Raw genomic sequence first — 24974 nt, 5'->3', positions numbered from 1 at the left:
GCCTCCTGCGGTGTGTGGTCATCGCCGGGAGTGGATCGCGGCGAGCAGGACGTCGGTCAGCTCCGGGCGGCACATCAGCAGATCCGGCAGGTACGGGTCCCGCCGGTTGTACACCAGCGGCGACCCGTCGAGCCGCGAGGCGTGCAGCCCGGCCGCGCGCACCACCGCCGCCGGTGCGGCCGAATCCCACTCCCACTGGCCGCCGGCGTGGATGTAGGCGTCGACGTCACCGCGCACCACGGCCATCGCCTTGGCACCGGCCGAGCCGATGCGGACCAGCTCGATGTCGAGCCGGTCGCGGATTTGCCAGAGCACCGCGGGCGGGCGGGTGGCGCTCGCCGTCACCAGGATGGGGCCGTCCCGCCGCGGTGGCGGCGGGGTGACGGTGTCGGTGCGGTACACCTCGCCGCGCGCCGGCAGGGCCACCACCGCGTCGGTGAGGCCGCCGTCGCCGCCTGCACCGCGCTGCCACAGGGCGATGTGCACGGCCCAGTCCTGATGCGGCGGCAGCGAGTACTCGCGGGTGCCGTCGACGGGGTCGACGATCCACACGCGGTCGGCGTCGACGCGACGCAGGTCGTCGACGGCCTCCTCGCTGAGCACGGCGTCGTCGGGGCGGTGCCGGCGCAGCCGGTCGAGGATGAGCGTGTTCGCGCGGCTGTCGCCTTCGTCGCCGAGGTCGTAGGGATAGAAGTAGTCGTAAGTCTCACGCAGCGCCACGAGCATCTCGCCCGCCTCCGCGGCGATCTCCGCGGCGAGCTCGGCGTCGGTGGCCATCAGAACGCCGGCCACGGGATGGGCCGGTGACGATCCGGCGTCGGCATGACCGGATCCTGTAGCAGCGCAATGATTCTCGCGCGCAGCGCAGCAATCTCGTGGCGGGTGATGTGCGGGCGCAGCTGCTCGCCGAGCTCGCCGCCCACAGCGTCGGCGAGCCGGCCGAGATCCTCGAGCGCCTCGTCGTCGACCGGTTTGCCCGCCCAACCCCACAGCACGGTGCGCAGTTTGTCCTCGACGTGCAGACTCACCCCGTGGTCGACGCCGTAGACCCGGCCGTCGACGCCGGCCAGGATGTGACCGCCCTTGCGGTCGGCGTTGTTGATCACCACGTCGAAGACGGCCATCCGGCGCAACCGCACGTCGTCGGCGTGGACCAGGGTCACTTCGTCGCCGGCGTAGTCGTAGGCCTGCAGAATCGGCAGATAGCCCGGGGGGATGTGACCGGCCGGCAGGAGGTCGACCAGATCGGGGCCCTCGGGCGGATCGGTGGCGGTGTCAGTGCTGGTGTCGGAAGGCTGTTCCACCCAGCGCTGGACCATCCCCGGTCCCGCGGGCCCGTCGCGCAGGATGGTCTCGGGCACCACGCCCCAGCCCAGCGCGGCCGAGATCAGGTAGGCGCCGACCTCACGGCCGGCCAACGTGCCGTCCGGGAAGTCCCAGAGCGGCGCCTCACCGGCGACCGGTTTGTACACGCAGTGCAGGCGCGCATCGCCCAAATGTGCCTCGCACAGGAAGGTGGCGTTGCTCGCGGACCGGATGCGGCCGACGACGTTCAGATCGCCGCATCGCATCACCTCGTCGTGCCGCGCCCCGTCCTCAGTCTGTGGGGTCATCGTCGGTTCCGGCGAGATCACCGCGTCGATAACCGTTGGTCCGCACGCAGATGTGGCCTTCGGGATCGAGCGGTTCTTCGCACAGCGGGCACGGCGGGCGGCCGGCGGAGATCACCTTGTTCGACCGGGTGGCGAACTGGCGCGCCGATTCCGGGGTCAGGAAGACCCGCACCGCGTCGGGGCCCTCCTCGGCGTCGTCCAGGACGACCGAGGCGTCGAATTCGGTCTCCGAGACCGCGAGCAGTTCCACCACGATCGTCTGCGCCTCGGAATCCCAGCCCAGACCCATCGTCCCGACCCGGAATTCGGCCTCGACCGGCGTGACCAGTGGGCTGAGGTCGTCGACCTCGCCGGTGTCGGGCGGTACGGGCGTGCCGAAACGGCGGTTGATCTCCAGCAGGAGCGCGGCGATGCGTTCGGCCAGTACGGCGACCTGCTGCTTCTCCAGGATGACCGAGATCACGCGTTTGTCGTGCACCGCCTGCAGATAGAACGTGCGGTTACCGGGTTCCCCGACGGTCCCGGCCACGAAGCGGTCGGGCGTGCGGAAGACGTGGATTGCGCGGGGCATGTCACCTTCCAAAATACCGGGTGGGTCAGCCGGAGGACCCGCCGACGACCGCGTCACCGGCGGGCACGTCGGGCTTGGCGACCAGACCGCCGGTCAGGCGCGGTCCGGTGTGGTTGATGTGCAGGACGAACGGCCGGGTGTCGGTGTACCGCACGACGCTCATCGATGCGGGGTCGGCGGTGATGCGCTGGAAGGTGTCCAGATGGGCGCCGAGCGCGTCGGCCAACACCGACTTGATGACGTCGCCGTGTGTGCACGCGACCCACAGCGCATCGGCGCCGTGCTCCTCGGCCAGCCGGCGGTCGTGCTCGCGGACGGCGGCGACCGCGCGGGCCTGGACGTGGGCGAGGCCTTCGCCCTCGGGGAAGACGGCGGCGCTGGGCTGCTGCTGCACCACCGCCCACAGCGGTTCCTTGACGAGTTCACCGATCGCGCGGCCGGTCCAGTTGCCGTAGTCCACCTCCACGAGCCGGTCCTCAACCACCGGCGTCAGCCCGAGGGCCGCCGCCAACGGTGCGACCGTGCGCTCGCAGCGCAGCAGCGGTGACCGCACGATGGCCCGCACCGGCAGCTCGCCGATCCGGTCGACGATGTCGCGGGCCTGTTCGGCGCCCCGCTCGTCGAGGTCGACACCGGCGCTGCGACCCGCCAGGGTGTGCGCGGTGTTGGATGTGGAGCGACCGTGACGCAGCAGGATGACCGTCACTGGGCGGCCACCACCCCGGTCGAGAGCAGTACGAGCACCACCACGCCCAGCAGCACCCGGTAGCCGACGAACCAGTACATGCTGTGCCGCACCAGGAACCGCAGGAACCACGACACCGCGGCGAATCCGACGACGAACGCAATGACCGTCGCGACGAGCAGCTGCGGACCCGTTGCGCTCATCCCCTCGCCGACCGGGTCGAACGCGTCGGGCAGCGAGAACAGCCCGGAGGCGAACACCGCCGGGATCGCGAGCAGGAACCCGAAGCGCGCCGCGAGTTCACGGTCCATACCGAGGAACAACCCGGCGCTGATCGTCGCGCCGGATCGGGAGACCCCGGGCAGCAGGGCGAGGCACTGCGCGGTGCCGACGATGAGGCTGTCGCGCCAGGTGAGCTGCTCGACCCGGCGGGTCTGACGGCCGAAGTGTTCGGCGGCGGCGATGACGGCGGAGAACACGATGAGCGCGATCGCGATGGCCCAGAGATTGCGGGCGGCCGTGCGGATCTCGTCTTTGAACAGCAGCCCGATCACCCCGATCGGGATGGTGCCGATGATCACGTACCAGCCGAGGCGGTAGTCCGCGTCCCGGCGCTGCGGGTTGCGCAGCCCGGCGAACCAGGCGCGCACGATCCGGCCGATGTCGCGGGCGAAGTACACCAGCACCGCCACCTCCGTGCCGAGCTGGGTGACCGCGGTGAAGGAGGCGCCGGCGTCGTCGGCGAAGAAGACCCGGGACACGATGGCGAGGTGGCCCGACGAGGACACCGGGAGGAACTCGGTGAGACCCTGCACGATCGCCAAGACGACGACCTGAACCCAGGACATCGCCGGCGCGTCGATCACTCGACGACCGTACCGGGCGTCAGCGGCCGGGGCGTGTCACGGGTTGCGCATCGGCGACCGCGTCCCGCACGGCGGCGGCCAGACTGCGCTCATCGGTGATGTCGAAGTCGGTGAGCCGACGGGTCGCGACAGCGACCACGTCATCGGGCTCGGGCACCGGCCGCGTCAGCCGCGGGTGGTAGACCTCGATCACAAGCAATTGACGCTCGACGTGGAAGGAGAAGGTGCGACCGTCGCCGACCTGTCCGTATCCGCTGGCGTGTACACCGGTGGAGATGTCCTCGAACTCGAACGCTCCATGGCTCAGGCCTTGGTCGGTGACGAGCGTCATAGCCTCACCATACCTTCGGTTACGGACGTTGGGTGGTGATAAGCGGACAATTGGTCTGTCCAAATCCGCATACACTGGCAGTTCGCCTGCCGGAAAACTGCCGAATAACTGCGCACAAAGCGAGAGCTACCCCTTGCCCCGGATCTCAAACATCTTTTTCCTGCCGTTTCGTCTCGGTTTGACAGCGGTGGCAATAACCGCGCTGGTTGCCTGCTCGTCCAACCCGGTCAACCCGCCACCGCCGACGATCCCCGCAGCGCAGCCCGCGGCGTCGCCGCCGGTCACCGGCGAGCCGCCGGGAACCATTTGGCCGATCGCAACGGGCGCCCACAACGTACTGCTGGACGAGGCCACCGGAACGCTCGCCGTCTTGACGCCCGGCCCCGAGGGGCAGTCGGCGGTGGCGCTGTTTCCCACCACGTCCGCGCCGCGCACGGTGCTGACCCCCGGTGAGGTGACGGCGATGACGGTCGGCGACGGACACCTCTACCTGTCGACACGCGGCGGCTATCTCGTCGTCGATCCACTCGCCGGCAGCGTCGAACGGGTGGACGTCGTCGGTCAGTCCGACACCGAATTCACCGCGATCGCCCGGCACACGGACGGTCGACTGGTACTCGGCACCGCCGACGGCGCCGTGCTGACCCTGGATGCGCGGGACACCGTGGGCGCGTCGCTCGCGATCTTCGCGCGGGTCGACGCACTGGTGGCTCAGGGCGACACGACGGTTGTGCTGGACCGCGGCCAGACCTCCGTGACCACCGTCGACGCCGGGGGGACGAAGGCCGCACAGGCGCTGCGCGCCGGCGACGGCGCCACCACGATGGCCGCCGATCCGATGGGACGTGTGCTCGTCGCCGATACCCGTGGCGGCGAACTGCTGGTGTTCGGCACAGACCCGCTGATCATGCGGCAGCGCTATCCGGTGCCGGGTGCGCCGTACGGGCTGGCCGCCTCCGAGCAACTTGCCTGGGTGTCACAGACGGCGACGAACACCGTCATTGGCTACGATCTGGCCACCGGCATCCCCGTCGAGAAAGTGCGTCACCCCACCGTGCGACAACCCAACTCCCTCGCCTATGACGAGGCTTCCGGCACGCTCTATGTAGTGTCGGGTTCCGGCGCGGGCGTGCAGGTCATCCCCGACGCGGCGGTGTCAAGATGAGCGCGATGCGGGGACGGATGCCCGCCGCCTGGGACAAGCAGGTCGCCGAGGAGTCCGACGACTACGAGTGGGTGCCGTTGCGGCTGCCGCCGGACGTCACCCGGGTCACCGCGTCGCTCCGGCTCTCCATCGAAGCCGAATACCGGGGTTGGGAACTGACCCGGGTGCGGGCCTACACCGACGGCAGCAGACGCGTGCTGCTGCGCCGCCGCAAGACGTCGAGGATCATGGAGCAACCGAGCCAGTGACTGCATACTCCGCGCTGCGGCGGTTGCTGTTCCTCGTCTCCCCCGAACGGATCCACACCTGGGTATTCGCCGTGCTGCGCGCCGTCACCGCGGTGCCGCTCCTGCGGCGGGAACTGGCCCGGTGGCTCGCCCCCCGCGATCCCGTTCTCTCCAGCACCGTCTTCGGGGTGCGGTTCCCCGGCCCACTCGGATTGGCTGCCGGATTCGACAAGAACGGCAAAGGCCTGCACACCTGGCCCGCACTGGGTTTCGGATACGCCGAGGTCGGCACCGTCACCGCGCGACCGCAACCGGGCAATCCGCAACCGCGGCTGTTCCGGCTCCCCGATGACCGGGCACTGCTCAACCGGATGGGGTTCAACAACGAGGGAGCCGCACGGCTCGCCGAACGGCTCACCCGTCACCGCGGCGACGGACCCATCGGCGTGAACATCGGCAAGACGAAGACCACGGCACCCGAGGACGCGGTCACCGACTACGCCGACAGCGCCCGCCAACTGGGTCCGTTCGCCGACTTCGTCGTCGTGAACGTCAGCTCGCCAAATACTCCCGGGCTGCGCGATCTGCAGGCGGTGGAGTCGCTGCGCCCGATCCTGTCCGCGGTGCGCGCCCAGACCGCGACACCGGTGCTGGTCAAGATCGCACCGGATTTGTCGGATGCCGATGTCGACGAGATCGCTGATCTGGCAGTCGAATTGGGGTTGGTCGGCATCGTCGCGACCAACACCACCATCTCCCGCGAGGGTCTGGCCACGCCCGGTGTCGCCGAGCTGGGCGCCGGTGGGGTGTCCGGGGCACCGGTGGCCGACCGGTCGCTGGAGGTGCTGCGCCGGTTGTACCGCCGCGTCGGCGACCGGCTGGTGCTGATCAGCGTCGGCGGTATCGAGACGCCGGACGACGCGTGGCAGCGCATCATCGCCGGCGCGTCGCTGCTGCAGGGTTACACCGGTTTCGTCTACGGCGGCGGCTTGTGGGCCAAGCAGATCCACGACGGGCTGGCCCGCCGCCTGCGCGACGGCGGGTTCAGCTCACTCGCGGACGCGGTCGGCTCGGAAGTCCGCCGCTAACCCTGCTGCTCGTAGGTGCCGGTGATCAACGCACGGGCGATGGCGTGGCTGAACAGGTTGAATCCCAGGTACGCCGGGGTGGCGTCCTCGGGGATGTCGAGCTTCTCGACGTCGACCGCATGCACGGCGACGATGTAGCGGTGCGCGCCGTGTCCCGGCGGCGGAGCCGCGCCGATGAAGCGCTTCATACCGGCGTCGTTGGCCAGCGTGACCGCGTCACCGGGGAAGCCCTTGGCGCTGCCGTCGCCGACGCCGGCGGGCAACTCGGTGACCGTGGCGGGCAGGTTGAACACCGCCCAGTGCCAGAATCCCGACCCGGTCGGGGCGTCGGGGTCGTAGACGGTGACGGCGAAGCTGCGCGTCTCCTCCGGGAAACCGGACCAGGACAGCTGCGGGGAGACGTCCTGGCCACCGGCGCCCATCAGCCCACTGACCTGTTCGTTGCTCCACGCTTGGCCGTCGGTGAACGACTCGGAGGTCACGGTGAACGTGGGCAACTCGGGGAGGAATTCGTACGGGTCGTACCGGAACGGTGCGGCGGCCATGATGTCCTTTCGCGTGAGGGTGATGTCGCTCAGCAGTGCTCGAGGAAGTGTTGCAGAACCTGCACACCGAATTCGAGCGCATCGACGGGCACTCGCTCGTCGATACCGTGGAACAGCGCGGCGAAGTCCAGATCGGGCGGCAACCGCAGCGGGATGAACCCGAAGCAACGAATACCCAACCGCTGGAACGACTTCGCGTCGGTGCCTCCGGAGAGCATGTAGGGCACCGTGCGGGCGTCGGGGTCCAACGCCAGCAGTGAGGCGTTCATCTGGTCGACCAGATCGCCGTCGAACGTCGTCTCGTACGACGGCAGGTCACGCTCCCACGAGCGCACCACGTCGGGGCCGATCAGCGCATCGACCTCCCGCTCGAATGCGGCCTTGCGACCGGGCAGCACGCGGCAGTCGATCATCGCCTCGGCCGTCTGCGGAATCACGTTGGCCTTGTACCCGGCCTTGAGCATCGTCGGGTTGGCGGTGTCGCGCAGCGTGGCGCCGACGATGCGGGCGATTCCGCCGAGTTTGGCGATCGTGCCGTCCAGATCCGGGGAGTCGACGTCGAAGGAGTATCCGGTCTCCTCGGCGACCGTCGTCAGGAACTGCTCCACGGTGTCGGTCAGTACCAGCGGGAACTCGTGGCGGCCCAGTTTGGCGACCGCCTCAGCGACCGCGGTGACCGCGTTGTCGTCGTGCACCATCGAGCCGTGGCCGGCGCGGCCACGGGCGGTCAGCCGCATCCACGACAGACCCTTCTCGGCAGTCTCGATCAGATACAGGCGGCGCTCTCCGCCGTCGCGGCGCGGCACGGTCAGCGAGAAGCCGCCGACCTCACCGATCGCTTCGGTGACGCCGTCGAACAGGTCGGGCCGGTTGTCGACCAGCCAGTGCGCGCCGTAGGTGCCGCCGTGCTCCTCGTCGGAGACGAACGCCCACACCAGATCACGGGGCGGGACGATGCCCGCGCGTTTGAAGTGGCGGGCGACGGCGATCATCATCCCGCACATGTCCTTCATGTCGACCGCGCCGCGACCCCACACGTAGCCGTCATGCACGGCCCCGGAGAAGGGGTGCACGCTCCAGTCGGCCGGTTCCGCGGGCACGACGTCGAGGTGGCCGTGGATCATCAGGGCGCCGCGGGACGGGTCCGCGCCGGGCAGCCGGGCGAACACATTGCCGCGGTTGGGGGCGCCGGCCTCGAGGTATTCGCACTCGTAGCCGACCTCTTCGAGCTGCTCCTGCACCCAGCGGGCACACTCGCCCTCCCCCTTGGTCGTCGCGGGGTCGCCGGTGTTCGAGGTGTCGAACCGGATGAGGGCGCTGACGAGATCGACGACCTCGGCGACGGGATCGAGGGGTGCGGTCACAAGTCTCATTCGTACCAGGTGTGGGCGTTTTGGATCTGCGTAGCGTGATCCGATAGCCTTAGCTGCCCGCGGGAACGCGGGTCGGGTCCGAGTGGCGGAATGGCAGACGCGCTAGCTTGAGGTGCTAGTGCCCTATTAACGGGCGTGGGGGTTCAAGTCCCCCCTCGGACACAGACATCTACGCAAACGCAGCTGATGGCTGCTAGACGGCGACCGACCGGGCGCTGGGCGTAATTGATCCCCGGAAGTCGTAGCCGACTGGGTTGACGCCATCAAGGTCTGTGTCCAGTAAGTTCCCATGGATCCCGCAAACGGACGCTGAAGTTTCCCCGGTTAAAGCCTTTGATCCGGAATGTGTGCGCCAGAAGTGGCCGACCGCCAGACTCCTCGCTTGGGTGCCGCAGAACGGACGGTCCTTCGGGCATTTTTGCTCTGACGACGGTCTGGAGCGCTTCGCGCGGATCGAAACACTTCGCGGCTCCGACGGCCTCGCCCAGCTCCGCAGGCCGTCATCGGGCCTTCGGAGCGACATGGTCAGTCCAAGCATCGCCATTCCAATATCGAATCAGACTCGGAACGCGTGCATCCTCGTACCATCCAGCTGGCGGCAATGGCGCCGGAGCCACCAGACGACGATGCCGTCCCCCAGTATCGGAATATTGGGCGGCTGGCTGTACCTCTGCAGTTACCCCGCTTAAGTCATACCCAGTCGGATCGCTCTGACAGGCAACCAAACGCGGAACCGTGACCGGCGGGCCATCGAGTACTGCTTTGTCAGCCTCGTTGGCCTTGACCGCATCGATGCGGACCTCCGCAGCCACCGCCGACCCCGTGATGTCTCCCCAGCAGGCCGTCACGAGCCCACGCGACTCAAGGTGTCGAAGCAAAGGCAGGAATCGTTGACTCATCTGTGGCGTCAGTTGACCGACGCGCTCGCCGTCGATGCGCACCTCGACCAGAGTCTTCGCGCCCGTCGCATCCTCATGGAGCGTGACGAAAAGCAGGCCGTACCCGCTTGGAGGGACATGCTTCAACAGAGCGGCGGTGTGCTGGTCCTCCTTCGTCACTTGCACGATCGCCGACCGTGGCAACAGCGTATGAGGAACCGGCGGCGGATCATTGATGGGTAGCAACGCATGCGGTTCGCCGAGTTTGAGCTGGACCTTCGCCGCGAAGTCCCTCGGAGGATCGCCGTATCCGTCCCAATTTTCCCAGTCGCTAGCGTCGTATGCGTAAATCCTGCCTGGGACGATGGGAGTGAACCCAGACGCGACAACTCGTCGGACTACAGTCGCTAATGTGCGGCAGTGCTCGCGTGGGAGGTACCCCACCGTTCGTCCGTCAGCCCGTACGGAAATGGCCCAGGGGTCGTGGCGGTTGTCGGGTTCGGGGATCAACTCAAAGTCACGGGTGACCTCGGTGCCCTTACCGGTGTAGTCCTGCGGCATGAGCTCGCGGATAGTAGCGCCGTAGGATTTTTCACCGACAATGTCGAAACTGCACCAGTCGCCTCTGTCGCGACTCCAAAGCCGATAAGTCCCCCGCATAACAATCACTCCCCGTTCAAACAGCTGTGCTGCTCCGCGACAGTCATATTCGAACCAACTCGCGATTTACAGCGCCGCGTGCCTCGCCTTTAACGGCTTTATAGTTGCATCGAAGCAGATGGAATGCGGGGGTTGGGCCAGTTCTCTGGAACGGCCGAGCCTGATCGGAGACGCGTGTTTCCTTGAAGCTGGTAATCGGTATGACAAACCATTTAACTACTTCCGCTAGACCAACTCGGCGTTCTTCAATCGCGGTGAGAGCGTACTTTCAAGCCGATACCCACCAGCTCCGTGGGGGTTCAAGTCCCCCCTCGGACACCCCTTCAGAACACGTCAGTAGACGTCCCGCACGTAGCGTTTCTCCCCCACCAGCCGGCGCTTGTAGTCGCGTGCCGCCTCTTCCGACAGCCGGCCGTGGGTCCTGATGATCGCGGTGAGGGCCGCGTCGACGTCCCTGGCCATCTTCGTCGCGTCACCGCAGACGTACAGATGGGCGCCGTCCTCGAGCCAGCTCCACATTTCGGCCCCGTAGTCGGTCATCTTGTGCTGGACGTACACCCGGTCGCGCTGATCGCGGGAGAACGCGACGTCGAGCCGGTTCAGGAAGCCGTCGTGGACCATCTGCTCGAGGTCGTCGCGGTAGTAGAAGTGCTCACTGCGGTGCCGATCCCCGAAGAACAACCAGTTACGTCCCCGGTGGCCGAGTGCGCGCCGCTCCTGTAGAAACCCCCGGAACGGGGCTATCCCCGTGCCGGGTCCCACCATGATCATCGGCGTGGCGGGGTCCTGCGGCGGCCGGAAGTGGGGTGTGCGCTGCAGGAACACCGGCACCGGCGCCCCCTCCGCCCGATCCGCCAGATAGGTCGAGCAGACGCCGCCGCGGCTGCCGCCGTCGGCGCCGCGGTAACGGACCACCGCCGTGGTCAGCTGCACCTCGTGCGGTGACACGAGCGGGGACGACGAGATCGAGTAGTTGCGCGGCGTCAGCCGCACCAGCACCTGCTGCCACTCGTGCGGACCGGCGTGCACGGCGAACTGCCGCACGATGTCGATACCGTCGCGCCGGCTCAGCCAGGCGTCGAGCTTCTTCGTCGGGGCGCGCAGTTCCCGGGCGTCGCGGCTGTGTTCGGCCACGAAGCGCAACAGGTCCGGGGTGATGCGCCGGATGTCGTAGCAGGTCGCCAGCGCGTCGTGCAGCGGCCGCGCTTCACCGTCAACCTCGATGACCTGGTCTCCGCGCAAGCCTGTCGCGTCGAGCCACGCGTCGACCACCGCGGGATCATTGCGGGCGAACACGCCGAGGGAGTCCCCCACCGAGTACGACACCCCGTGCTCGGAGATGTCGAATCCGAACTGGCGCACCTCTTTTGCCGACGTCGGCGCGCTGAGCACCACGTTGCGCACCAGTGGCGCAAGCACCGGTTTGGCGCGAGTGAACGGTTCGGCCTCCTTGCTCGTTGCCGGGCGGGTGAGGGTGGCGGCGCCGCTACCCGCGCCCAGGCCGGCGACCAGCACCGCGACGTCGTCGACCCAGCGGGCCATCGGTTCGTCGTCGTAGGCCTCGCACTCCTGCCGGTCGCGCAGTCGGGTGGCGCCGAGCGCGGCGAACCGGTCGTCCAGTGCGCGCGCGTGGCCGCAGAAGTCGTCGTAAGAACGGTCACCGATACCGAGCACCGCGTAGCGGACGCCGTCCAGGGCGGGTGCCTCCGCCGATTCCAGGCGCGACCAGAAATCCGCGCCGTTGTCCGGCGGGCCGCCGTCGCCGAAGGTACTGGTGACCACCAGCACGTCGCGCCCGGCGAGGTCGCTCAGCGCAGCGTCATCCATGTTCAGTACCTGTGCGGCACCGACCTTTTCGGCGACCCGCCCCGCCATCTCCTCGGCGTTGCCCGTCTGGGAGGCCCACACCACCAACGGTCCGTCCGCGGTCGCCGCGCTGGGGCGGGCGGGTTCGGCGGCGTCGGCGCGGGAGTAGCGGCCCGCCAGCGTGCCGTCGATCCACAACCGCACCTCGTCGCGGACCGGGGCGGTCGGGGGCAGGACCGGAACACCGACGGGTTGGGTGCCGATCCCGCTGAAAAAGCCTGCCAGGTAGAGCTTCTCGTCCTCGGAGAACGACGGCTTGCGGGTCACCCCGGAGCTGCGCGGACGGACCGGACGCAGGCTGACCGCGCACACCTTGAACTCGGGTTGCAGTGAGTCGGGATCGACGGCGTCGTTGGTCAGCGCGTTGACGGCCAGATACTCGCCGTGTTCGTCGTTCCAGTGGAACGGCACGAAACAGTTGCCCGGCCGCACGCGGTCGCTGACGACGGCTGGAAGCACCGCCCGTCCGCGTCGCGACGTCAACTCCAGCTGGTCACCGTCGACGATCTCGAGAGCGACCGCATCCACGGGGTGCAGCTCGACGAACGGTCCGCCGTTGAGCTTGTTGAGCTTGTCGACGCGGCCGGTCTTGGTCATGGTGTGCCACTGGTGTTGCAGTCGACCGGTGTTCAGCACGAACGGATAGTCGCCGTCGGGCAGTTCGGCGGCGTCGACGTGCGGACGGGGGAAGAAGACGGCCCGCCGCGACGGTGTGGCGAACGCCAGCCGAGGCCGGTCGCCGTCCTCGTTGATGAACAGGTGTTGGCTGACACCGTCGTTCAGATAGCGGATCGGATGCCGGTCGTCGGCACCACCGGGCAGATTGTCGGGCGGCACTGGCCACTGCAACGGTGTCTCGCGGAGCCGGTCGTAGCTCGCGCCGCGCAGATCCCACCCGGTCCGCAGGTTCGTGAATTCCCGGAGCTCGTCGAAGATCTCGGCGCTGTCCCGGTAGCTGAAGTGTTCACCGAAGCCGAGTTGGGCGGCGATGTCGCAGATCAGCCGCCAGTCGGGGCGGGCCTGCCCGGCGGGCGGGATCGACTGCTGCAGCAGCGTCATGGTGCGGTCCGAATTCACCATGACCGCATCGGACTCGGCCCACAGCGTGGCGGGCAACACGATGTCGGCGTAGCGGTTGGTGGCGTTGTCGCGGTAGGTGTCCTGGGTGATGACGAGTTCGGCGGCCTCCAGGCCGGCGATCGTGGTCTTGCGGTTCGGCATGGTGGCCACGGGATTGGTGCAGATGATCCAGCACGCCTTGATCTCGCCGGCGGCGAGGCGTTCGAACATGTCGACCGCGCCGGGACCGAAGTCGGTGCGAATGGTGCCGGGGTCCAGACCCCACTGCCGCTCGACGAACGCCCGGTCGTCGTCGGAGGTCACCGCCCGCTGCCCGGGCAGACCCGGCCCCATGTAACCCATCTCGCGACCGCCCATGGCGTTGGGCTGCCCGGTCAGTGACATCGGTCCGCTGCCGGGCCGACAGATCGCCCCCGTCGCCAGGTGCAGGTTGCAGATCGCGTTGGTGTTCCACGTGCCGTGTGTGCTCTGGTTCATCCCCACCGCCCAGCACGTCATCCAGTCGCCCGCCTCGGCGATCATCGCCGCGGCCAGCCGGATGTCGGATTCGCTGATGCCGGTGATCTCGGAGACCTTTGCGGGCGGGTAGTCGGCCAGGAAGACCGGCATCTGCTCCCAACCCTGGGTGTGTTCGGCGATGAACCGCTCGTCGACGTCGCCGTTCTCGACCAGCAGGTGCAGCAGCCCGTTGAGCAGGGCGAGGTCGGTGCCGGGTTTGATCTGCAAAAAGAGGTCGGCCCGGTCCGCGGTGGCGGTGCGGCGGGGATCGACGACGATCAGCTTCGCGCCCGCCTTGAGCTGGTCGACCATCCGCAGGTACAGGATCGGGTGGCAGTCGGCCATGTTCGACCCGATCACGAAGAACAGGTTGGTCAGGTCGAAGTCGGTGTAGGAACCCGGCGGCCCGTCAGAGCCGAGCGATTGTTTGTAGCCGGTGCCCGCGCTGGCCATACACAGCCGCGAATTGGACTCCATGTACTTGGTGCGCAGGAAACCTTTCGCGAGTTTGGTTGCCAGGTACTGCGATTCGAGCGACATCTGACCGGAGACGTAGAGCGCGACCGCATCCGGCCCGTGCTTGTCGACGATCGCCCGCAGCCGCCTGCCGGCCTCGGCGATCGCGTCGTCCACGGGCACCGGCACCGGTTCGTCGCCCCGGGCGGGGCGCAGCAGCGCGGACTCGAGCCTGCCCTCGTCGGCCCGCATCATCTCGGCGTGGGTGGCACCCTTGGTGCACAGCCTTCCGAAGTTGGTGGGGTGCAGTCTGTCCCCGGAAACCCGGGCGATCACCGGCCCGTCAGTCTGCACCTCGATACCGCAACCGACACCGCAGTACGAGCACGCAGTCCTGGTCACCGCCATGTCGCCATGGTCGGCGGGGCCTGTTCCGGTTGGTTTCCCCCGAGGTTATCGGGAGGAAAACGGGTGCTCACCTGACCTGGCGGGCGGCGGTGAGGGTGCGGAATGAGACGGAATCACGCTGGACTCGCCGGGGAAACCGCGAGGAAACAAACTCCGCCTAACTTCAGCGAAGCATGAGCGACGGCAGCGTCCCCCGATTCCTGCAGGGTCCCTTCGAGTTCGAGGGCAACGGCCTGGAGAAACCGTTGCTGATCGATGAATCGCTGCGCTACCGGGTCCCGCCAGGTGCGGTGACCCAGCCCGTGTACTTCCGCGGCGGCAACTCGACCGACGACATGATCACCGTCGTGCTGTTCCGGGACGGCAAACCGATGCGGTACTTCCCCATCGCAGCCAAGGGCGCCACCCACGTGGCCCTGCGGGTGGTCGAGGATCTGCTCGGAGACACCATCCTGGAACTGTTCGTCGCCGCACCGGCCGGTTGTACCGGCACGGTGGTCGTTGACCTCGGACTGGTGGAGGTCTGATGCGCACCCTGGTCGTGGTGGGCAACGGGATGGCCGGCGTCCGCGCCATCGAGGAGATCCTTGCGCGCGGCGGTGCGGAGCAGTTCGAGATCATCGTCTTCGGCGACGAACCCTATGGCAACTACAACCGGATCCTGCTGTCCAATGTGCTGGCGGGCAGCCAGGACATCGAAACCGACGCCGGCGAGATCTATCTCAATTCCCTTGACTGGTACACCGAGAACGGCATCGATCTGCGCGCCGGCGTGCGGGTGGTGCGCATCGACCGCTACGCGCGGCTGGTGCAGGCCGACGACGGCTCGACCACCCGCTACGACGATCTCATCCTCGCGACGGGCAGCCGGTCGTTCTTTCCGCCGATGACGGGTCTGTGGGCCGATGACAAGACCCTGACCGACGGCGTGTTCGGGTTCCGCACCCTCGGCGACTGTCTGGGCATGATCCACGAGGCCGAGCACCGCACCAGGGCCGTCGTAATCGGCGGCGGCCTGCTCGGGCTGGAAGCCGCACGCGGCCTGCAGAACCGGGGTCTGACCGTCGACGTCGTGCACGCCGGACCGGTGCTGATGAACGCCCAACTCGACGACACTGCGGGCCGCATTCTGCGGCGGTCGGTGGAGGACCTCGGCATCACGGTGCACATCCAGAAGCGAACCACCGAGGTGCGCACCGATCCGGCGGGACAAATGACCGGCATCGTCTTCGACGACGGCGAGACCATCGCATGCGACATGTTGGTGATCGCGGCGGGCATCCGGCCCAACGTCGGCTTGGCGCGGCGGGCGGGTCTGACCGTCGAGCGGGCCATCGTCGTCGATGACCACATGCGCTCGATCGACGACGACTACATCTACGTGGTGGGCGAGTGCGCGCAGCACCGCGGGCAGGTTTACGGGCTGGTCGCTCCGCTGTGGGAACAGGCCGGGGTGCTGGCCGATCACCTGACCCGCGTCGATCCTGCCGCGACGTATCACGGATCGCGGACGGCCACGAAGCTCAAGGTGGCCGGCGTCGACGTCGCCTCCATGGGTCTCAAGGCGCCGGAACTGCCCGACGACGAGTTCGTGCAGTACTCCGAGCCCCGCCACGGCGTCTACAAGACGATCGTCATCCGGGACGGCAAGCTGGTCGGCGCAACGCTTCTCGGTGACGTCAGCAAGGTGTCGTTTCTCACCCAGGCGTTCGACACCGGGTTGCCGCTGCCCGAGGAACGGGTGTCGCTGATGTTCGACATCGGCACGCCCGACGTCGGGGTGGGGGTCGCGGAACTGGCTGACGACGCGCAGGTGTGCAACTGCAACGGCGTCTCGAAGGGCACGCTCACGGGGTGTGTGCGCGATGGGGAGACCTCGGTGGCCGGGGTGATGGCGAAGACGAAGGCGGGCAAGGGGTGCGGCTCGTGTAAGGAACTGGTCGGCCAGATCGTCGAATGGGCGGCCGACGGCGCCGTGACTGAAGATCCGTCGGCGTCCTGGTACGTGCCGGGTATCCCCTACGACAAGCCGACGCTGATGCGTCACATCCGTGACCTAGGGCTGCATTCGGTGTCGTCGGTGTTCGCCGCATTGGCCCCCGACGGCAGGGAGGACGCCGGATCCAAGATGGCGCTGGCGTCACTGCTGGAGACGATGTGGGCCGACGAGTTTGTCGACGAGCGCGACGCCCGGTTCATCAACGACCGGGTGCACGCCAACATCCAGCGTGACGGCACCTTCTCCGTGGTCCCCCAGATGAAGGGCGGTGTCACCAACCCGTGGCAGTTGCGCCGCATCGCCGACGTCGCCGACAAGTACGCGATTCCGATGATCAAATTGACCGGCGGTCAGCGCATCGACCTGCTCGGCGTACGCAAAGAAGACCTGCCGAAAGTGTGGGCGGATCTGGACATGCCGTCGGGCTACGCCTACGGCAAGAGTTTCCGCACTGTCAAAACCTGTGTAGGCAGCGACTTCTGCCGATACGGCGTGGGTGACTCCACGGCGCTCGGCATCGCGATCGAGGAGCGCTACCAGGGGTTGGCGAGCCCGGCGAAGATGAAGTTGGCCGTGACGGGTTGCCCCCGCAACTGCGCCGAGGCGCTGTGCAAGGACCTCGGGGTGGTCGCGGTGGACGGTGGCCGCTGGGAGATCTACGTCGGCGGCGCGGCCGGTGCGCATGTCCGCAAAGGCGATCTGCTGGCCACCGTCGACTCTCCCGAGGAGGTGATGACCCAGACCGGCCGGTTCCTGCAGTACTACCGCGAGAACGCGAATTGGTTGGAGCGCACATATGCGTTTGTCCCGCGGATCGGGGTCGAGCAGATCCGCGCCGCAATCGCCGACGACGCCGAGGGGCTGGATGCGCGGATGGCGAAATCGGTTGCCGCCTATCGTGATCCCTGGGCCGACGGACGCGAGCCGGTGACCGACGGGCAGTTCCGGCCGTCGCTGCCGTTGCTGCCGCTCCCCCAGGTGCCTGTGCGATGAACGCGGTGGACGTCGGCGCGGTCGACGAGATCCCGGTCGGCGAGGGCCGCACCTACGTCGTGCACGGCGAGCAGATCGCGGTGTTCCGATTGCGCGACGGCACCCTGCGCGCGGTGGACGCGGTGTGCCCGCACCGTGGCGGGCCGCTCGCCGACGGTCTGGCCGACGGGATCGTCGTGGTGTGCCCGCTGCACGGGCACACGTTCAACCTGTGCACGGGTGATGAGGCCGGCGGCGCTGATCTTTCAGTGCGCTCGCACCGTGCGGAGATCGTCGACGGCCGGATCACGATCGTGTTATCAGAACACCCGTCGATTGTGATCTAGACACGCCGAAGGCGACTCTTTTTCCGTCGCCCGTGATGTTGCACCATGCACGCATGCGTCATTCAGTCGTCATCGCGGGCATCTGCGTGTTGGTCGCCGGGTGCGCGACCACCAGTAACGCCACGTCGAGTGAATCCACTCGATCGATGGTGCCGCGCCCGCTGGTCGAGCGTGAGCTGCCCAAGCTGCTGCTCAGCGCTGAGGAGGTGGCGGCGACGATGGGTTCCACACCGATGACCGTCACCTCGGCGCAGACCACGATGAGCGACAGCAGCCAGATCATGGAGCCCATCGAATGTCTGGCGATCGACGCCGCCGCGGAATCACTTGTCTACGCGGACAGCGGCTTCGTCGCTGCTCGCGACGAGAGCCTCAACAACGGCAACGATTTCACCCACTACGTCAAGCAGGCGGTGGTGCTGTTCCCCTACATCGAGAAGGCCGAGGAGTTCTTCGTGAAGTCGGTCGAGCAGTGGCCCGCCTGCCACGACTACAGCCACACCCAGAGCGGGTCGCAGTGGAGCGTCAACGAGATCTCCAACGTCGACGGCATCTTGAGCACCACGGCCACCATGGCGGACGCCAAGGCTCCCGGCTGGGGGTGCGGGCGTGCGCTGGCGCTACGCAACAACGTCATCGTCGACGTCAACACCTGCACGCACGATCCGGGTGATTCGGCGGTGCGGGTCGCAGAGCAGATCGGGCAGAAGGTGCTCGCGCAGTGGTGAGCGCTACTCGGCCGGCTTGACCGCCAGTACCGGCTTCGGGCATTCGAGCAGCAGTCGCTGAGACACACTGCCCAGCAACAGCTTTCCGACCGGGTTGCGGTCCCGGATGCCGATGACGAGCAGTTCGGCGTCGGGGCGGTCCATCGCGCGGAGCAGTTCGTCGGCGGTGTCCACCCCGACCGGCTGCGTCAGCTCGAACTCGACACCGCACTCCTGCAGGTGCTGCTCGACGTCGTGCACCTCGTTGCGGTCGGCGAAGTGCCGATCGACGTAGGACTCACCGCTGGTGGAGTTGATCACCACCAATGTCGTACCGCGCCGCCGAGCCTCCTCGATGCCGTGTTCGAGGGCGGCCCTGCCGAACCGGTCCGCGCTGTAACCGACGACTATCATTTCCTGGCCGCCTTCTCCATCTGGTCCCGGTCGTCCTCGACGATCAGCAGGGTCTCCTCGCTGCGGTGCATCAGTTTCAGGACCAACGGCATGATCAGCAGGATGATCATCAGCACGTAGGTGATGATCGCGACCGGCTCGGTGAACAGGCTCGTCCAGTCCCCGCCGCCGAGCTGAAGGCTCTGGCGCAGTTGACGTTCCACCCGCGGGCCCAGGATCACCCCGATGATCAGGGGTAGCACCGGCAACCCGAACCGCCGCATCATCAGGCCGAGCAGGCCGAACAGCAGCAGCAGCGCGAGGTCGAGCGGTTGGATGTTGACGGCGAGCGCGCCCAGCGCCGCGAAGAACAGGATGCCGGCGTAAAGGTACGGCCTCGGGGTGCGCAGCAGCTTGGCCCACAGCGGCGCCAGCGGCAGGTTGAGCAGCAGGAGCAACAGGTTGCCGATGAACAGGCTTGCGATCAACGTCCAGATCAGCAGCGGCTCCTTCTCGAACAGCGTCGGACCCGGCTGAATGCCGTAGGAGACGAAGGCGGTCAGCATCACCGCGGCAGTGGCGTTGGTGGGCAGGCCCAGCGACAGCATCGGCACCAGGGTGCCCGCGGCCGACGCGTTGTTTGCCGCCTCGGGGCCCGCGACGCCTTCGATCGCGCCTTTGCCGAATTCGTCTTTGTGCTTGGAGAGCCGTTTCTCGGTGATGTAGCTCAGAAACGTCGGCAGTTCCGCGCCGCCCGCGGGCAGGGCGCCGAACGGGAAACCGTAGGCGGTGCCGCGCAGCCACGGCTTCCAGGACCGGCCGAAGTCGCTGCGGCTCATCCAGGGCCGGCCCACCGGGATGATGTCGGCCGGACGACGCCGCAGATGCGCTGCGACCCAGAGGGCTTCACCGACGGCGAAGATGGCGACCGCGATCACGACGATGTCGATACCGTCGGACAGCTGCGGGATCCCGAAGGTGGCGCGCGGCTGCCCGGTGAGGAAGTCGATGCCCACGACGCCGATGGCCAGGCCGAGGAACAGCGAGATCGCACCGCGCAGCTTCGACGCACCCAACACAGCGGTGACCGCCACGAGCGCGAACACCATGATCGCCAGGTACGACGGGGCGCCGAGGGTGACGGCGAATCTACTGATCGGTGGGGCGAATGCCGCCAACAGCGCGGTGCCGATCACCCCGGCGACGAAGCTGCCGATCGCCGCGGTGGCCAGCGCCTGGGCGGCGCGGCCGGCTTTGGCCATCTTGTTGCCCTCGATCGCGGTGATCACCGATGACGATTCGCCCGGGGTGTTCAGCAGGATCGACGTCGTCGAACCGCCGTACATGCCGCCGTAGAAGATGCCGGCGAACATGATGAACGCCGCGCTGGGGCTGACGTTGTAGGTCACCGGGAGCAGCAGTGCCACCGTCATCGCGGGGCCGATGCCGGGCAGCACGCCGACGGCGGTGCCGAGCAGCACGCCGATCACCGCGTACAGCAGGTTCATCGGGGTGGCGGCCTCGGCGAAGCCCTGCATCAACCAGTCGAAGTTGTTCATGTCAGAGGATCCCGTCGAGAATGCCTGCGGGCAGCGGGATTCCGAGCCCTGAGTAGAAGGCGTAGAAGCTGAGGAGCGAGATCGCCGCGCCGATCACGACGTTGCGCACGTAGTGCCGGCTACCGAGGATGGTCGCGGCGCCGGCGAACAGCACCGTCGCCATGATCACCCAGCCGAGCGGTTCGACGAGCAGGATCAGCGCGACGAACAGCCCGACGAGCATGCCGACGGTGCGCCAGTCACTGGGGGCGTCGGGGTCGACGTCTTCGCCGGCGTCGGCCTCCCCCACCGAGCCCCGCGGGATCACCACCGCCAGCGTGATCGCCAGCAGGATCAGCACGACGCCGATCGCCACGGGGAAGATCTTCGGCCCGACCGGGTCTACCTTGGCGAACCCCGCGGTGAGGCGCAGCGCGTCGACGATCAAGAAGGCGCCGACCACCACCAGAACCACACAGACCAGGTACTGCGCCTTGTCGACGCGCTTCTTCTCCTCGGTGATGCTCACACCAACCCCAGTTCGGTCAGGGTCGAGGAGACCCGGTTGTCTTGGTCTTTGAGGAACTGTTCGAAGGCGGGGCCGGTCAGGAACGCGTCGGTCCAGCCGTTCTTGGCCAACGCGTCCTTCCAGCCCTGGGTGCTGTGCATCTCTTCGAGCGCAGCGACCATGGCCTGCTTTGCGTCGTCGGAGATGCCGGGTGGGGCGAGCACGCCGCGCCAGTTGACGAAGGTGAGGTCGATGCCCGACTCCTGAAGCGTCGGAGCGTCCACGCCGGGCACGCGCTCGTCGCTGGACACGGCCAGCACGCGCAGCTGGCCGGAATCGATCTGGTCGATGAATTCCCCGGGGCTCGAGGTGCCCACGGTGACCTTCTTCCCGAGCAGCGCGGTCAGCAGGTCACCCCCGCCGTCGTAGGTGATGAAGTTGACCTGTTTCGGATCAACACCCACCGCTTCGGCGGTCTCCATCGGGAACAGATGGTCCGGGCCGCCCGGGGATGAACCGCCGCCGATCGTCACGCTCGCGGGGTCCGCCTTCCACGCCGCGACGAAGTCCTGCACGGTCCGCAGCGGTGAGTCGGCGGGCACGAAGATCGCGCCGGGATCCTCGATCAGCTTGGCGAGCGCGGTGGCGTCAGAGGCCTTGATGTCGGATCCGTTGGTGTAGGTGGCGCCGACCACGCCGAGGCCCATCGTCATCATCAGGTCGTCGTTGCCGCGCTCGTTCATCAGCCGGGCCATTGCGACGGTGCCGCCGGCACCGATGACGTTGAACACCTCGATGCGGCCGGTGATGTCGTCGTCCTCCATGATCTTCACCGCGGTGCGGGCGGTGAGGTCGTAGCCGCCGCCGGGGCTGTTGGGCACCATCATGCGAAGACGGTGCAGCCCTTGCGATTCGTCGCCGCGGGTGACGCCGCAGGCGCTGATGAGCAGCATGGCCGCCAGGGCGAGGGCCAGCGCCTTCGCCGAGCCGGCTCGTAGTCGGTGCACCGTCGTCCCCCATCGCCGCAGTGTGGTTCTCAGCAATACTGGACACCGACAGTGACGCAAGTCACCCATTCGAACGCAAAGAAGGTTGTGGTCGTTGAGTTCACGGGTGTTCAGCCGTCGCAGCCTGGCGGGCCAGTTCCTGGTCTTCCAGCTCCTGGTGGTCGCGGTCGTGCTGCTGGCCGTGGGGGCGGTGTCGGTGACGCAGTCGACCCGCGAGTTCCGCGATGTCCGCGGCCAGCGCATGATCGCCGTTGCCGAGAACGTGGCGTCGACACCGATCGTGCGGGACCGGTTCGACGATCCATTCGCCGCGCGACTGCTGGCGCCGGAGGTGGATCGCGCGGTGGCGCTGTCGGGGGCTGATCTCGCCGAGATCCTCGACCCCACCGGGGTGGTGCGGGTCTCGTCGGAACCGTCACGTGTGGGTCAGCGGGTCAATCTGCTGACATCGCGTGCCGACGAGGGGCGAGCATGGTTCGGTGACGAGGACATCGGCGGCGTGCACAGCCTGATCGGGCAGGTTCCGGTGCTGTCGCCCCGGGGTGAGGTGCTGGCGATCGCGTCGGTCAGCGAGGGCTATCCGTCGGTGTGGGAGTTGCTCAGCGGCGCGGGCGAACGGTTGCTGGTGTATCTCGGGCTGGGCGCGGCGCTGGGAATGCTGGCGTCGTGGCTGTTGTCGCGGCGGATCAAACGGCACACCCGGGGGCTGGAGGTGGCGGAGATCGCGGGTCTGGCCGACCATCGAGAAGCGCTGCTGCACAGCATCCGTGAGGGTGTGGTCGCGGTGAACACCCACGGGGTGATCACCCTGCTCAACGACAGTGCACAGGAACTGCTCGACCTTCCGGGGTCGGCGGTCGGCCGCCCGGTCGACGCGGTGGGCCTGGATCCTGCAGTCGTCGATTTCCTGCTCTCGGGTGAGGACGGGCGGGATGTGGTGATCGCGACGCGGGCCCGAGTATTGGCGCTCAATCGGCGCGCGGCGTCCAGCGGTGAAGAGCAGATCGGTACGGTCACCACGATGCGGGACAGCACGGAGTTGGCGGCGCTGCAGGCGCAGTTGTCGTCGCACAAGAGCGTGACCGACACGCTGCGGGCGCAGACGCACGAGTTCGCCAACCAGCTGCACACGATTTCCGGGCTGGTGCAGTTGGAGGAGTACGACGCGGTCCGGGATCTGGTGGGTGAATTGACGCGGCAGCGGGCGGCGATCAGCGACGCGGTGACGCAGCGGATCGCCGATCCGGCGGTGGCGGCGCTGCTGATCGCCAAGACGACGCTGGCGGCCGAGAGCGGCGTGACGTTGGAGGTGGCGGACACGTCGCGTTTGGGTGCGCTGGAGCCGGCACTGGCCACGGACGTGATCACGTTGTTGGGCAATCTGATCGACAACGCGGTGGACGTCTCGGTGGGCACTGGCGCAGCCCGGGTGGTGGTCGGCATCTCCGATGCGGACGGGTTGGCGATCACGGTGTCGGACACGGGGCCCGGTGTGCCGGAACATCTTCGGGAAGCCATCTTCGCCCGGGGAGTGACGTCGAAGTCGTCGGTGCCGGGAGGGCGAGGAATCGGGCTGGCGTTAGTGCGGTTGGTGACGGCGCAGCACGGCGGAACCGTCGAGGTGTCGGACCGGCCGGGCGGCGGGGCGGTGTTCGCGGTGCATCTGCCGTCGACCCGGGTGGCGGCCCATGCGTGACGTGCTGGTGGTCGACGACGATTTCCGGGTCGCCGACATACATCGCCGCTTCGTCGACCGCGTCGACGGGTTCCGTGCGGTCGGGGTGGCGAGGACGGGGGCGGACGCGCTGCTGGCCGCGCGGGACCTGCAACCACAGCTGATTCTGCTGGATGTGTACCTGCCGGATATGACGGGGCTCGAGGTGCTGCAGCGCCTGCGATCGTCGGGTGACCGGGTGGGCGTCATCATGATCACCGCCGCGCGAGAGTTGGACACGGTGAGTGTCGCACTGGATGGCGGCGCGGCGGACTATCTGATCAAACCGTTCGAATTCCCGCAGCTGCGAACCAAACTGGAGACGTTCGCCGCCCGCGCCGACGCGCTGGAGTCCGCGCAGGGTGCCGACCAGACCCTCATCGATGCGCTCTTCGGACGTCCCGGCGCCGGCGCCCGCGCTACGGTGCTGCCGAAGGGTCTCGGTGCGGAGACCGGGCGCCTGGTCCTGGACGCGGTTCGGGAGGCGGGCGAGGTTTCGGCGGCGGAATGCGCTGAGCTGGTCGGCATTTCACGGGTGAGTGCACGTCGGTACCTCGAGCACTACCTGAACAGCGGCGAACTCGAATTGCGGCTGCAGTATGGCGGCGTGGGTCGGCCTGAGCGCCGCTACCGCGCGCGCGGCTAGAGGCGGCTTGCCGCGGTCAGCGGTGATCCGCTGCGCACCACTGTGACCAACTATTTACGGCGACGACGCCACCACTTGCTTCGGAAGCTGAGCGGCAGGGCGGTCGTGTCGTCGGCCGCCGAGGGGGTTTTGCGAGGCGGCGTGGCTTCTTCGGCGACTGCCTCTTGCGCAACGGCGTCGGCCTCCTCGGCACGCTCAACCGCAGCCGCGTGCGCTTCTTCCGCTGACTCCTCGACTGCCACCGCCTCGTCGCCTTCGACGTCGCCGGGCGCGGTGGTCGACTCGGCGGCCACCTCGGGGACCTCGCCCACCGGCTCGTCTGCAGACTCCTCAGCGGCTGCCGGTTCCTCACCCTCGGCATCGTCAGCGGCGACTTCCTCCGCAACGGCGTCGGCCTCTTCGGCACGCTCAACCGCAGCCTCGTGGGCCTCTTCCGCTGACTCCTCGACTGCCACCGCTTCATCGCCCTCGACATCACCAGGCGCGGTGGACGGCTCGGCGGCCACCTCGGGGACCTCGCCCACCGGCTCGTCTGCAGACTCCTCAGCGGCTGCCGCTTCCTCACCCTCGGCATCGTCAGCGGCGACTTCTTCCGCGACGGCGTCGGCCTCCTCAGTACGCTCGACCGCAGCCTCGTGGGCCTCTTCCGCAGACTCCTCAGCGGCCACCGCTTCGTCGCCCTCGACATCACCAGGCGCCGTGGACGGCTCGGCGGCCACCTCGGGCACCTCGCCCACCGGCTCGGCGGCGTCCCCAGCGGCGACTTCTTCCGCGACGGCGTCGGCCTCCTCAGCACGCTCGACCGCAGCCTCGTGGGCCTCTTCCGCAGACTC

The 24974-nt window shown here is 67.9% G+C and carries 23 protein-coding genes, 1 tRNA gene and 1 pseudogene; 10 read left to right on the top strand and 15 right to left on the bottom strand.

Annotated elements, in window-relative coordinates:
• Positions 1-18: 18 nt before the first annotated feature.
• The 6 genes from A5757_RS05495 to A5757_RS05470 are packed head-to-tail and all read right to left on the bottom strand — an operon-like array spanning position 19 to position 4066.
• Complete coding sequence (locus tag A5757_RS05495) at positions 19-777, bottom strand: 3'(2'),5'-bisphosphate nucleotidase CysQ (protein WP_066830348.1); 759 nt, start codon at positions 775-777, stop codon at positions 19-21.
• Positions 777-1613 (bottom strand): SCO1664 family protein, encoded by an 837-nt coding sequence (locus A5757_RS05490; protein WP_066830345.1) that lies wholly within the window; start codon positions 1611-1613, stop codon positions 777-779. Before A5757_RS05490 ends, A5757_RS05495 begins: the two co-directional genes overlap by 1 nt.
• Complete coding sequence (locus tag A5757_RS05485; protein ID WP_066829826.1) at positions 1597-2184, bottom strand: DUF3090 domain-containing protein; 588 nt, start codon at positions 2182-2184, stop codon at positions 1597-1599. Before A5757_RS05485 ends, A5757_RS05490 begins: the two co-directional genes overlap by 17 nt.
• Before the next feature lie 25 nt (positions 2185-2209).
• The gene (locus A5757_RS05480) at positions 2210-2890 is read right to left on the bottom strand and encodes a histidine phosphatase family protein (protein WP_066829825.1); all 681 of its coding nucleotides are present in this window, start codon (positions 2888-2890) and stop codon (positions 2210-2212) included.
• On the bottom strand, positions 2887-3717 hold the full coding sequence (locus A5757_RS05475) for an undecaprenyl-diphosphate phosphatase (protein WP_066830342.1): 831 nt from the start codon (positions 3715-3717) through the stop codon (positions 2887-2889). Before A5757_RS05475 ends, A5757_RS05480 begins: the two co-directional genes overlap by 4 nt.
• 37 nt (positions 3718-3754) lie before the next feature.
• A complete protein-coding gene (locus tag A5757_RS05470; protein ID WP_066829822.1) occupies positions 3755-4066 on the bottom strand; it encodes a hypothetical protein in 312 nt (103 codons plus the stop codon).
• 178 nt (positions 4067-4244) lie between these two features.
• Between A5757_RS05470 and A5757_RS05465 the strand changes: the two genes are divergently transcribed.
• From A5757_RS05465 to A5757_RS05455, 3 genes are read left to right on the top strand one after another with little or no spacing between them, the layout of a single operon-like run.
• Entirely contained in the window at positions 4245-5231 is a 987-nt protein-coding gene (locus A5757_RS05465; RefSeq protein ID WP_066829820.1) for a YncE family protein, read from the top strand.
• Positions 5228-5479: a DUF5703 family protein gene (locus tag A5757_RS05460; RefSeq protein ID WP_066829817.1), complete on the top strand. Its 252-nt coding sequence runs from the start codon at positions 5228-5230 to the stop codon at positions 5477-5479. The genes A5757_RS05465 and A5757_RS05460 overlap by 4 nt, the downstream gene beginning before the upstream one ends.
• The gene (locus tag A5757_RS05455; RefSeq protein ID WP_066829814.1) at positions 5476-6546 is read left to right on the top strand and encodes a quinone-dependent dihydroorotate dehydrogenase; all 1071 of its coding nucleotides are present in this window, start codon (positions 5476-5478) and stop codon (positions 6544-6546) included. The genes A5757_RS05460 and A5757_RS05455 overlap by 4 nt, the downstream gene beginning before the upstream one ends.
• Here the strand turns inward: A5757_RS05455 and A5757_RS05450 are convergent.
• Complete coding sequence (locus A5757_RS05450) at positions 6543-7091, bottom strand: YbhB/YbcL family Raf kinase inhibitor-like protein (protein ID WP_066829812.1); 549 nt, start codon at positions 7089-7091, stop codon at positions 6543-6545. The genes A5757_RS05455 and A5757_RS05450 overlap by 4 nt on opposite strands.
• Positions 7092-7120: 29 nt before the next feature.
• Positions 7121-8464 (bottom strand): M20/M25/M40 family metallo-hydrolase, encoded by a 1344-nt coding sequence (locus tag A5757_RS05445; protein WP_066829811.1) that lies wholly within the window; start codon positions 8462-8464, stop codon positions 7121-7123.
• 76 nt (positions 8465-8540) lie between these two features.
• Here A5757_RS05445 and A5757_RS05440 point away from each other — a divergent pair.
• Positions 8541-8626: transfer RNA gene (locus A5757_RS05440), tRNA-Leu, on the top strand.
• Between the two features lie 338 nt (positions 8627-8964).
• On the opposite strand, the gene A5757_RS22675 is transcribed toward A5757_RS05440, so the two are convergent.
• Positions 8965-9903, bottom strand: a complete 939-nt coding sequence (locus tag A5757_RS22675) for a DUF2510 domain-containing protein (RefSeq protein WP_197497265.1) — start codon at positions 9901-9903, stop codon at positions 8965-8967.
• Between the two features lie 432 nt (positions 9904-10335).
• Positions 10336-14310, bottom strand: a complete 3975-nt coding sequence (locus tag A5757_RS05430) for a bifunctional nitrate reductase/sulfite reductase flavoprotein subunit alpha (protein ID WP_066829806.1) — start codon at positions 14308-14310, stop codon at positions 10336-10338.
• A 173-nt stretch (positions 14311-14483) separates the two neighbouring features.
• On the opposite strand from A5757_RS05430, the gene A5757_RS05425 reads away from it, so the two are divergent.
• From A5757_RS05425 to A5757_RS05410, 4 genes are read left to right on the top strand one after another with little or no spacing between them, the layout of a single operon-like run.
• A complete protein-coding gene (locus A5757_RS05425; protein WP_066829803.1) occupies positions 14484-14837 on the top strand; it encodes a molybdopterin oxidoreductase in 354 nt (117 codons plus the stop codon).
• Positions 14837-17302, top strand: coding sequence for a nitrite reductase large subunit NirB (nirB, locus tag A5757_RS05420; RefSeq protein ID WP_082929330.1), 2466 nt, complete (start codon positions 14837-14839; stop codon positions 17300-17302). The genes A5757_RS05425 and nirB overlap by 1 nt, the downstream gene beginning before the upstream one ends.
• Positions 17299-17628: a Rieske 2Fe-2S domain-containing protein gene (locus A5757_RS05415; RefSeq protein WP_066829797.1), complete on the top strand. Its 330-nt coding sequence runs from the start codon at positions 17299-17301 to the stop codon at positions 17626-17628. The genes nirB and A5757_RS05415 overlap by 4 nt, the downstream gene beginning before the upstream one ends.
• 53 nt (positions 17629-17681) lie before the next feature.
• Positions 17682-18356, top strand: a complete 675-nt coding sequence (locus tag A5757_RS05410) for a sensor domain-containing protein (protein WP_066829794.1) — start codon at positions 17682-17684, stop codon at positions 18354-18356.
• A gap of 3 nt (positions 18357-18359) precedes the next feature.
• On the opposite strand, the gene A5757_RS05405 is transcribed toward A5757_RS05410, so the two are convergent.
• Genes A5757_RS05405 through A5757_RS05390 form a run of 4 tightly spaced genes read right to left on the bottom strand, consistent with a single transcriptional unit; the run spans position 18360 to position 21727 of the window.
• Positions 18360-18749: a universal stress protein gene (locus tag A5757_RS05405; protein WP_066829791.1), complete on the bottom strand. Its 390-nt coding sequence runs from the start codon at positions 18747-18749 to the stop codon at positions 18360-18362.
• Positions 18746-20287, bottom strand: a complete 1542-nt coding sequence (locus A5757_RS05400) for a tripartite tricarboxylate transporter permease (RefSeq protein ID WP_066829788.1) — start codon at positions 20285-20287, stop codon at positions 18746-18748. Before A5757_RS05400 ends, A5757_RS05405 begins: the two co-directional genes overlap by 4 nt.
• Before the next feature lies 1 nt (position 20288).
• Complete coding sequence (locus A5757_RS05395) at positions 20289-20795, bottom strand: tripartite tricarboxylate transporter TctB family protein (protein WP_066829784.1); 507 nt, start codon at positions 20793-20795, stop codon at positions 20289-20291.
• Positions 20792-21727, bottom strand: coding sequence for a tripartite tricarboxylate transporter substrate binding protein (locus A5757_RS05390; RefSeq protein ID WP_197497275.1), 936 nt, complete (start codon positions 21725-21727; stop codon positions 20792-20794). Before A5757_RS05390 ends, A5757_RS05395 begins: the two co-directional genes overlap by 4 nt.
• Before the next feature lie 121 nt (positions 21728-21848).
• Between A5757_RS05390 and A5757_RS05385 the strand changes: the two genes are divergently transcribed.
• Together A5757_RS05385 and A5757_RS05380 are read left to right on the top strand one after the other, a co-directional pair.
• Entirely contained in the window at positions 21849-23477 is a 1629-nt protein-coding gene (locus tag A5757_RS05385) for a sensor histidine kinase (protein WP_082929328.1), read from the top strand.
• Positions 23470-24141, top strand: coding sequence for a response regulator (locus A5757_RS05380; RefSeq protein WP_066829778.1), 672 nt, complete (start codon positions 23470-23472; stop codon positions 24139-24141). Before A5757_RS05385 ends, A5757_RS05380 begins: the two co-directional genes overlap by 8 nt.
• 50 nt (positions 24142-24191) lie before the next feature.
• Here the strand turns inward: A5757_RS05380 and A5757_RS23380 are convergent.
• A pseudogene (locus tag A5757_RS23380) lies at positions 24192-24974 on the bottom strand (prolipoprotein diacylglyceryl transferase); the annotation flags it as partial.

Origin of the sequence: Mycobacterium sp. 852013-51886_SCH5428379, assembly GCF_001665575.1 — a bacterium.
Taxonomy (GTDB): Bacteria; Actinomycetota; Actinomycetes; order Mycobacteriales; family Mycobacteriaceae; genus Mycobacterium.
The sequence above is the reverse complement of the archived record's forward strand: the minus strand, read 5'-3'. Positions and strand labels throughout refer to the sequence as shown.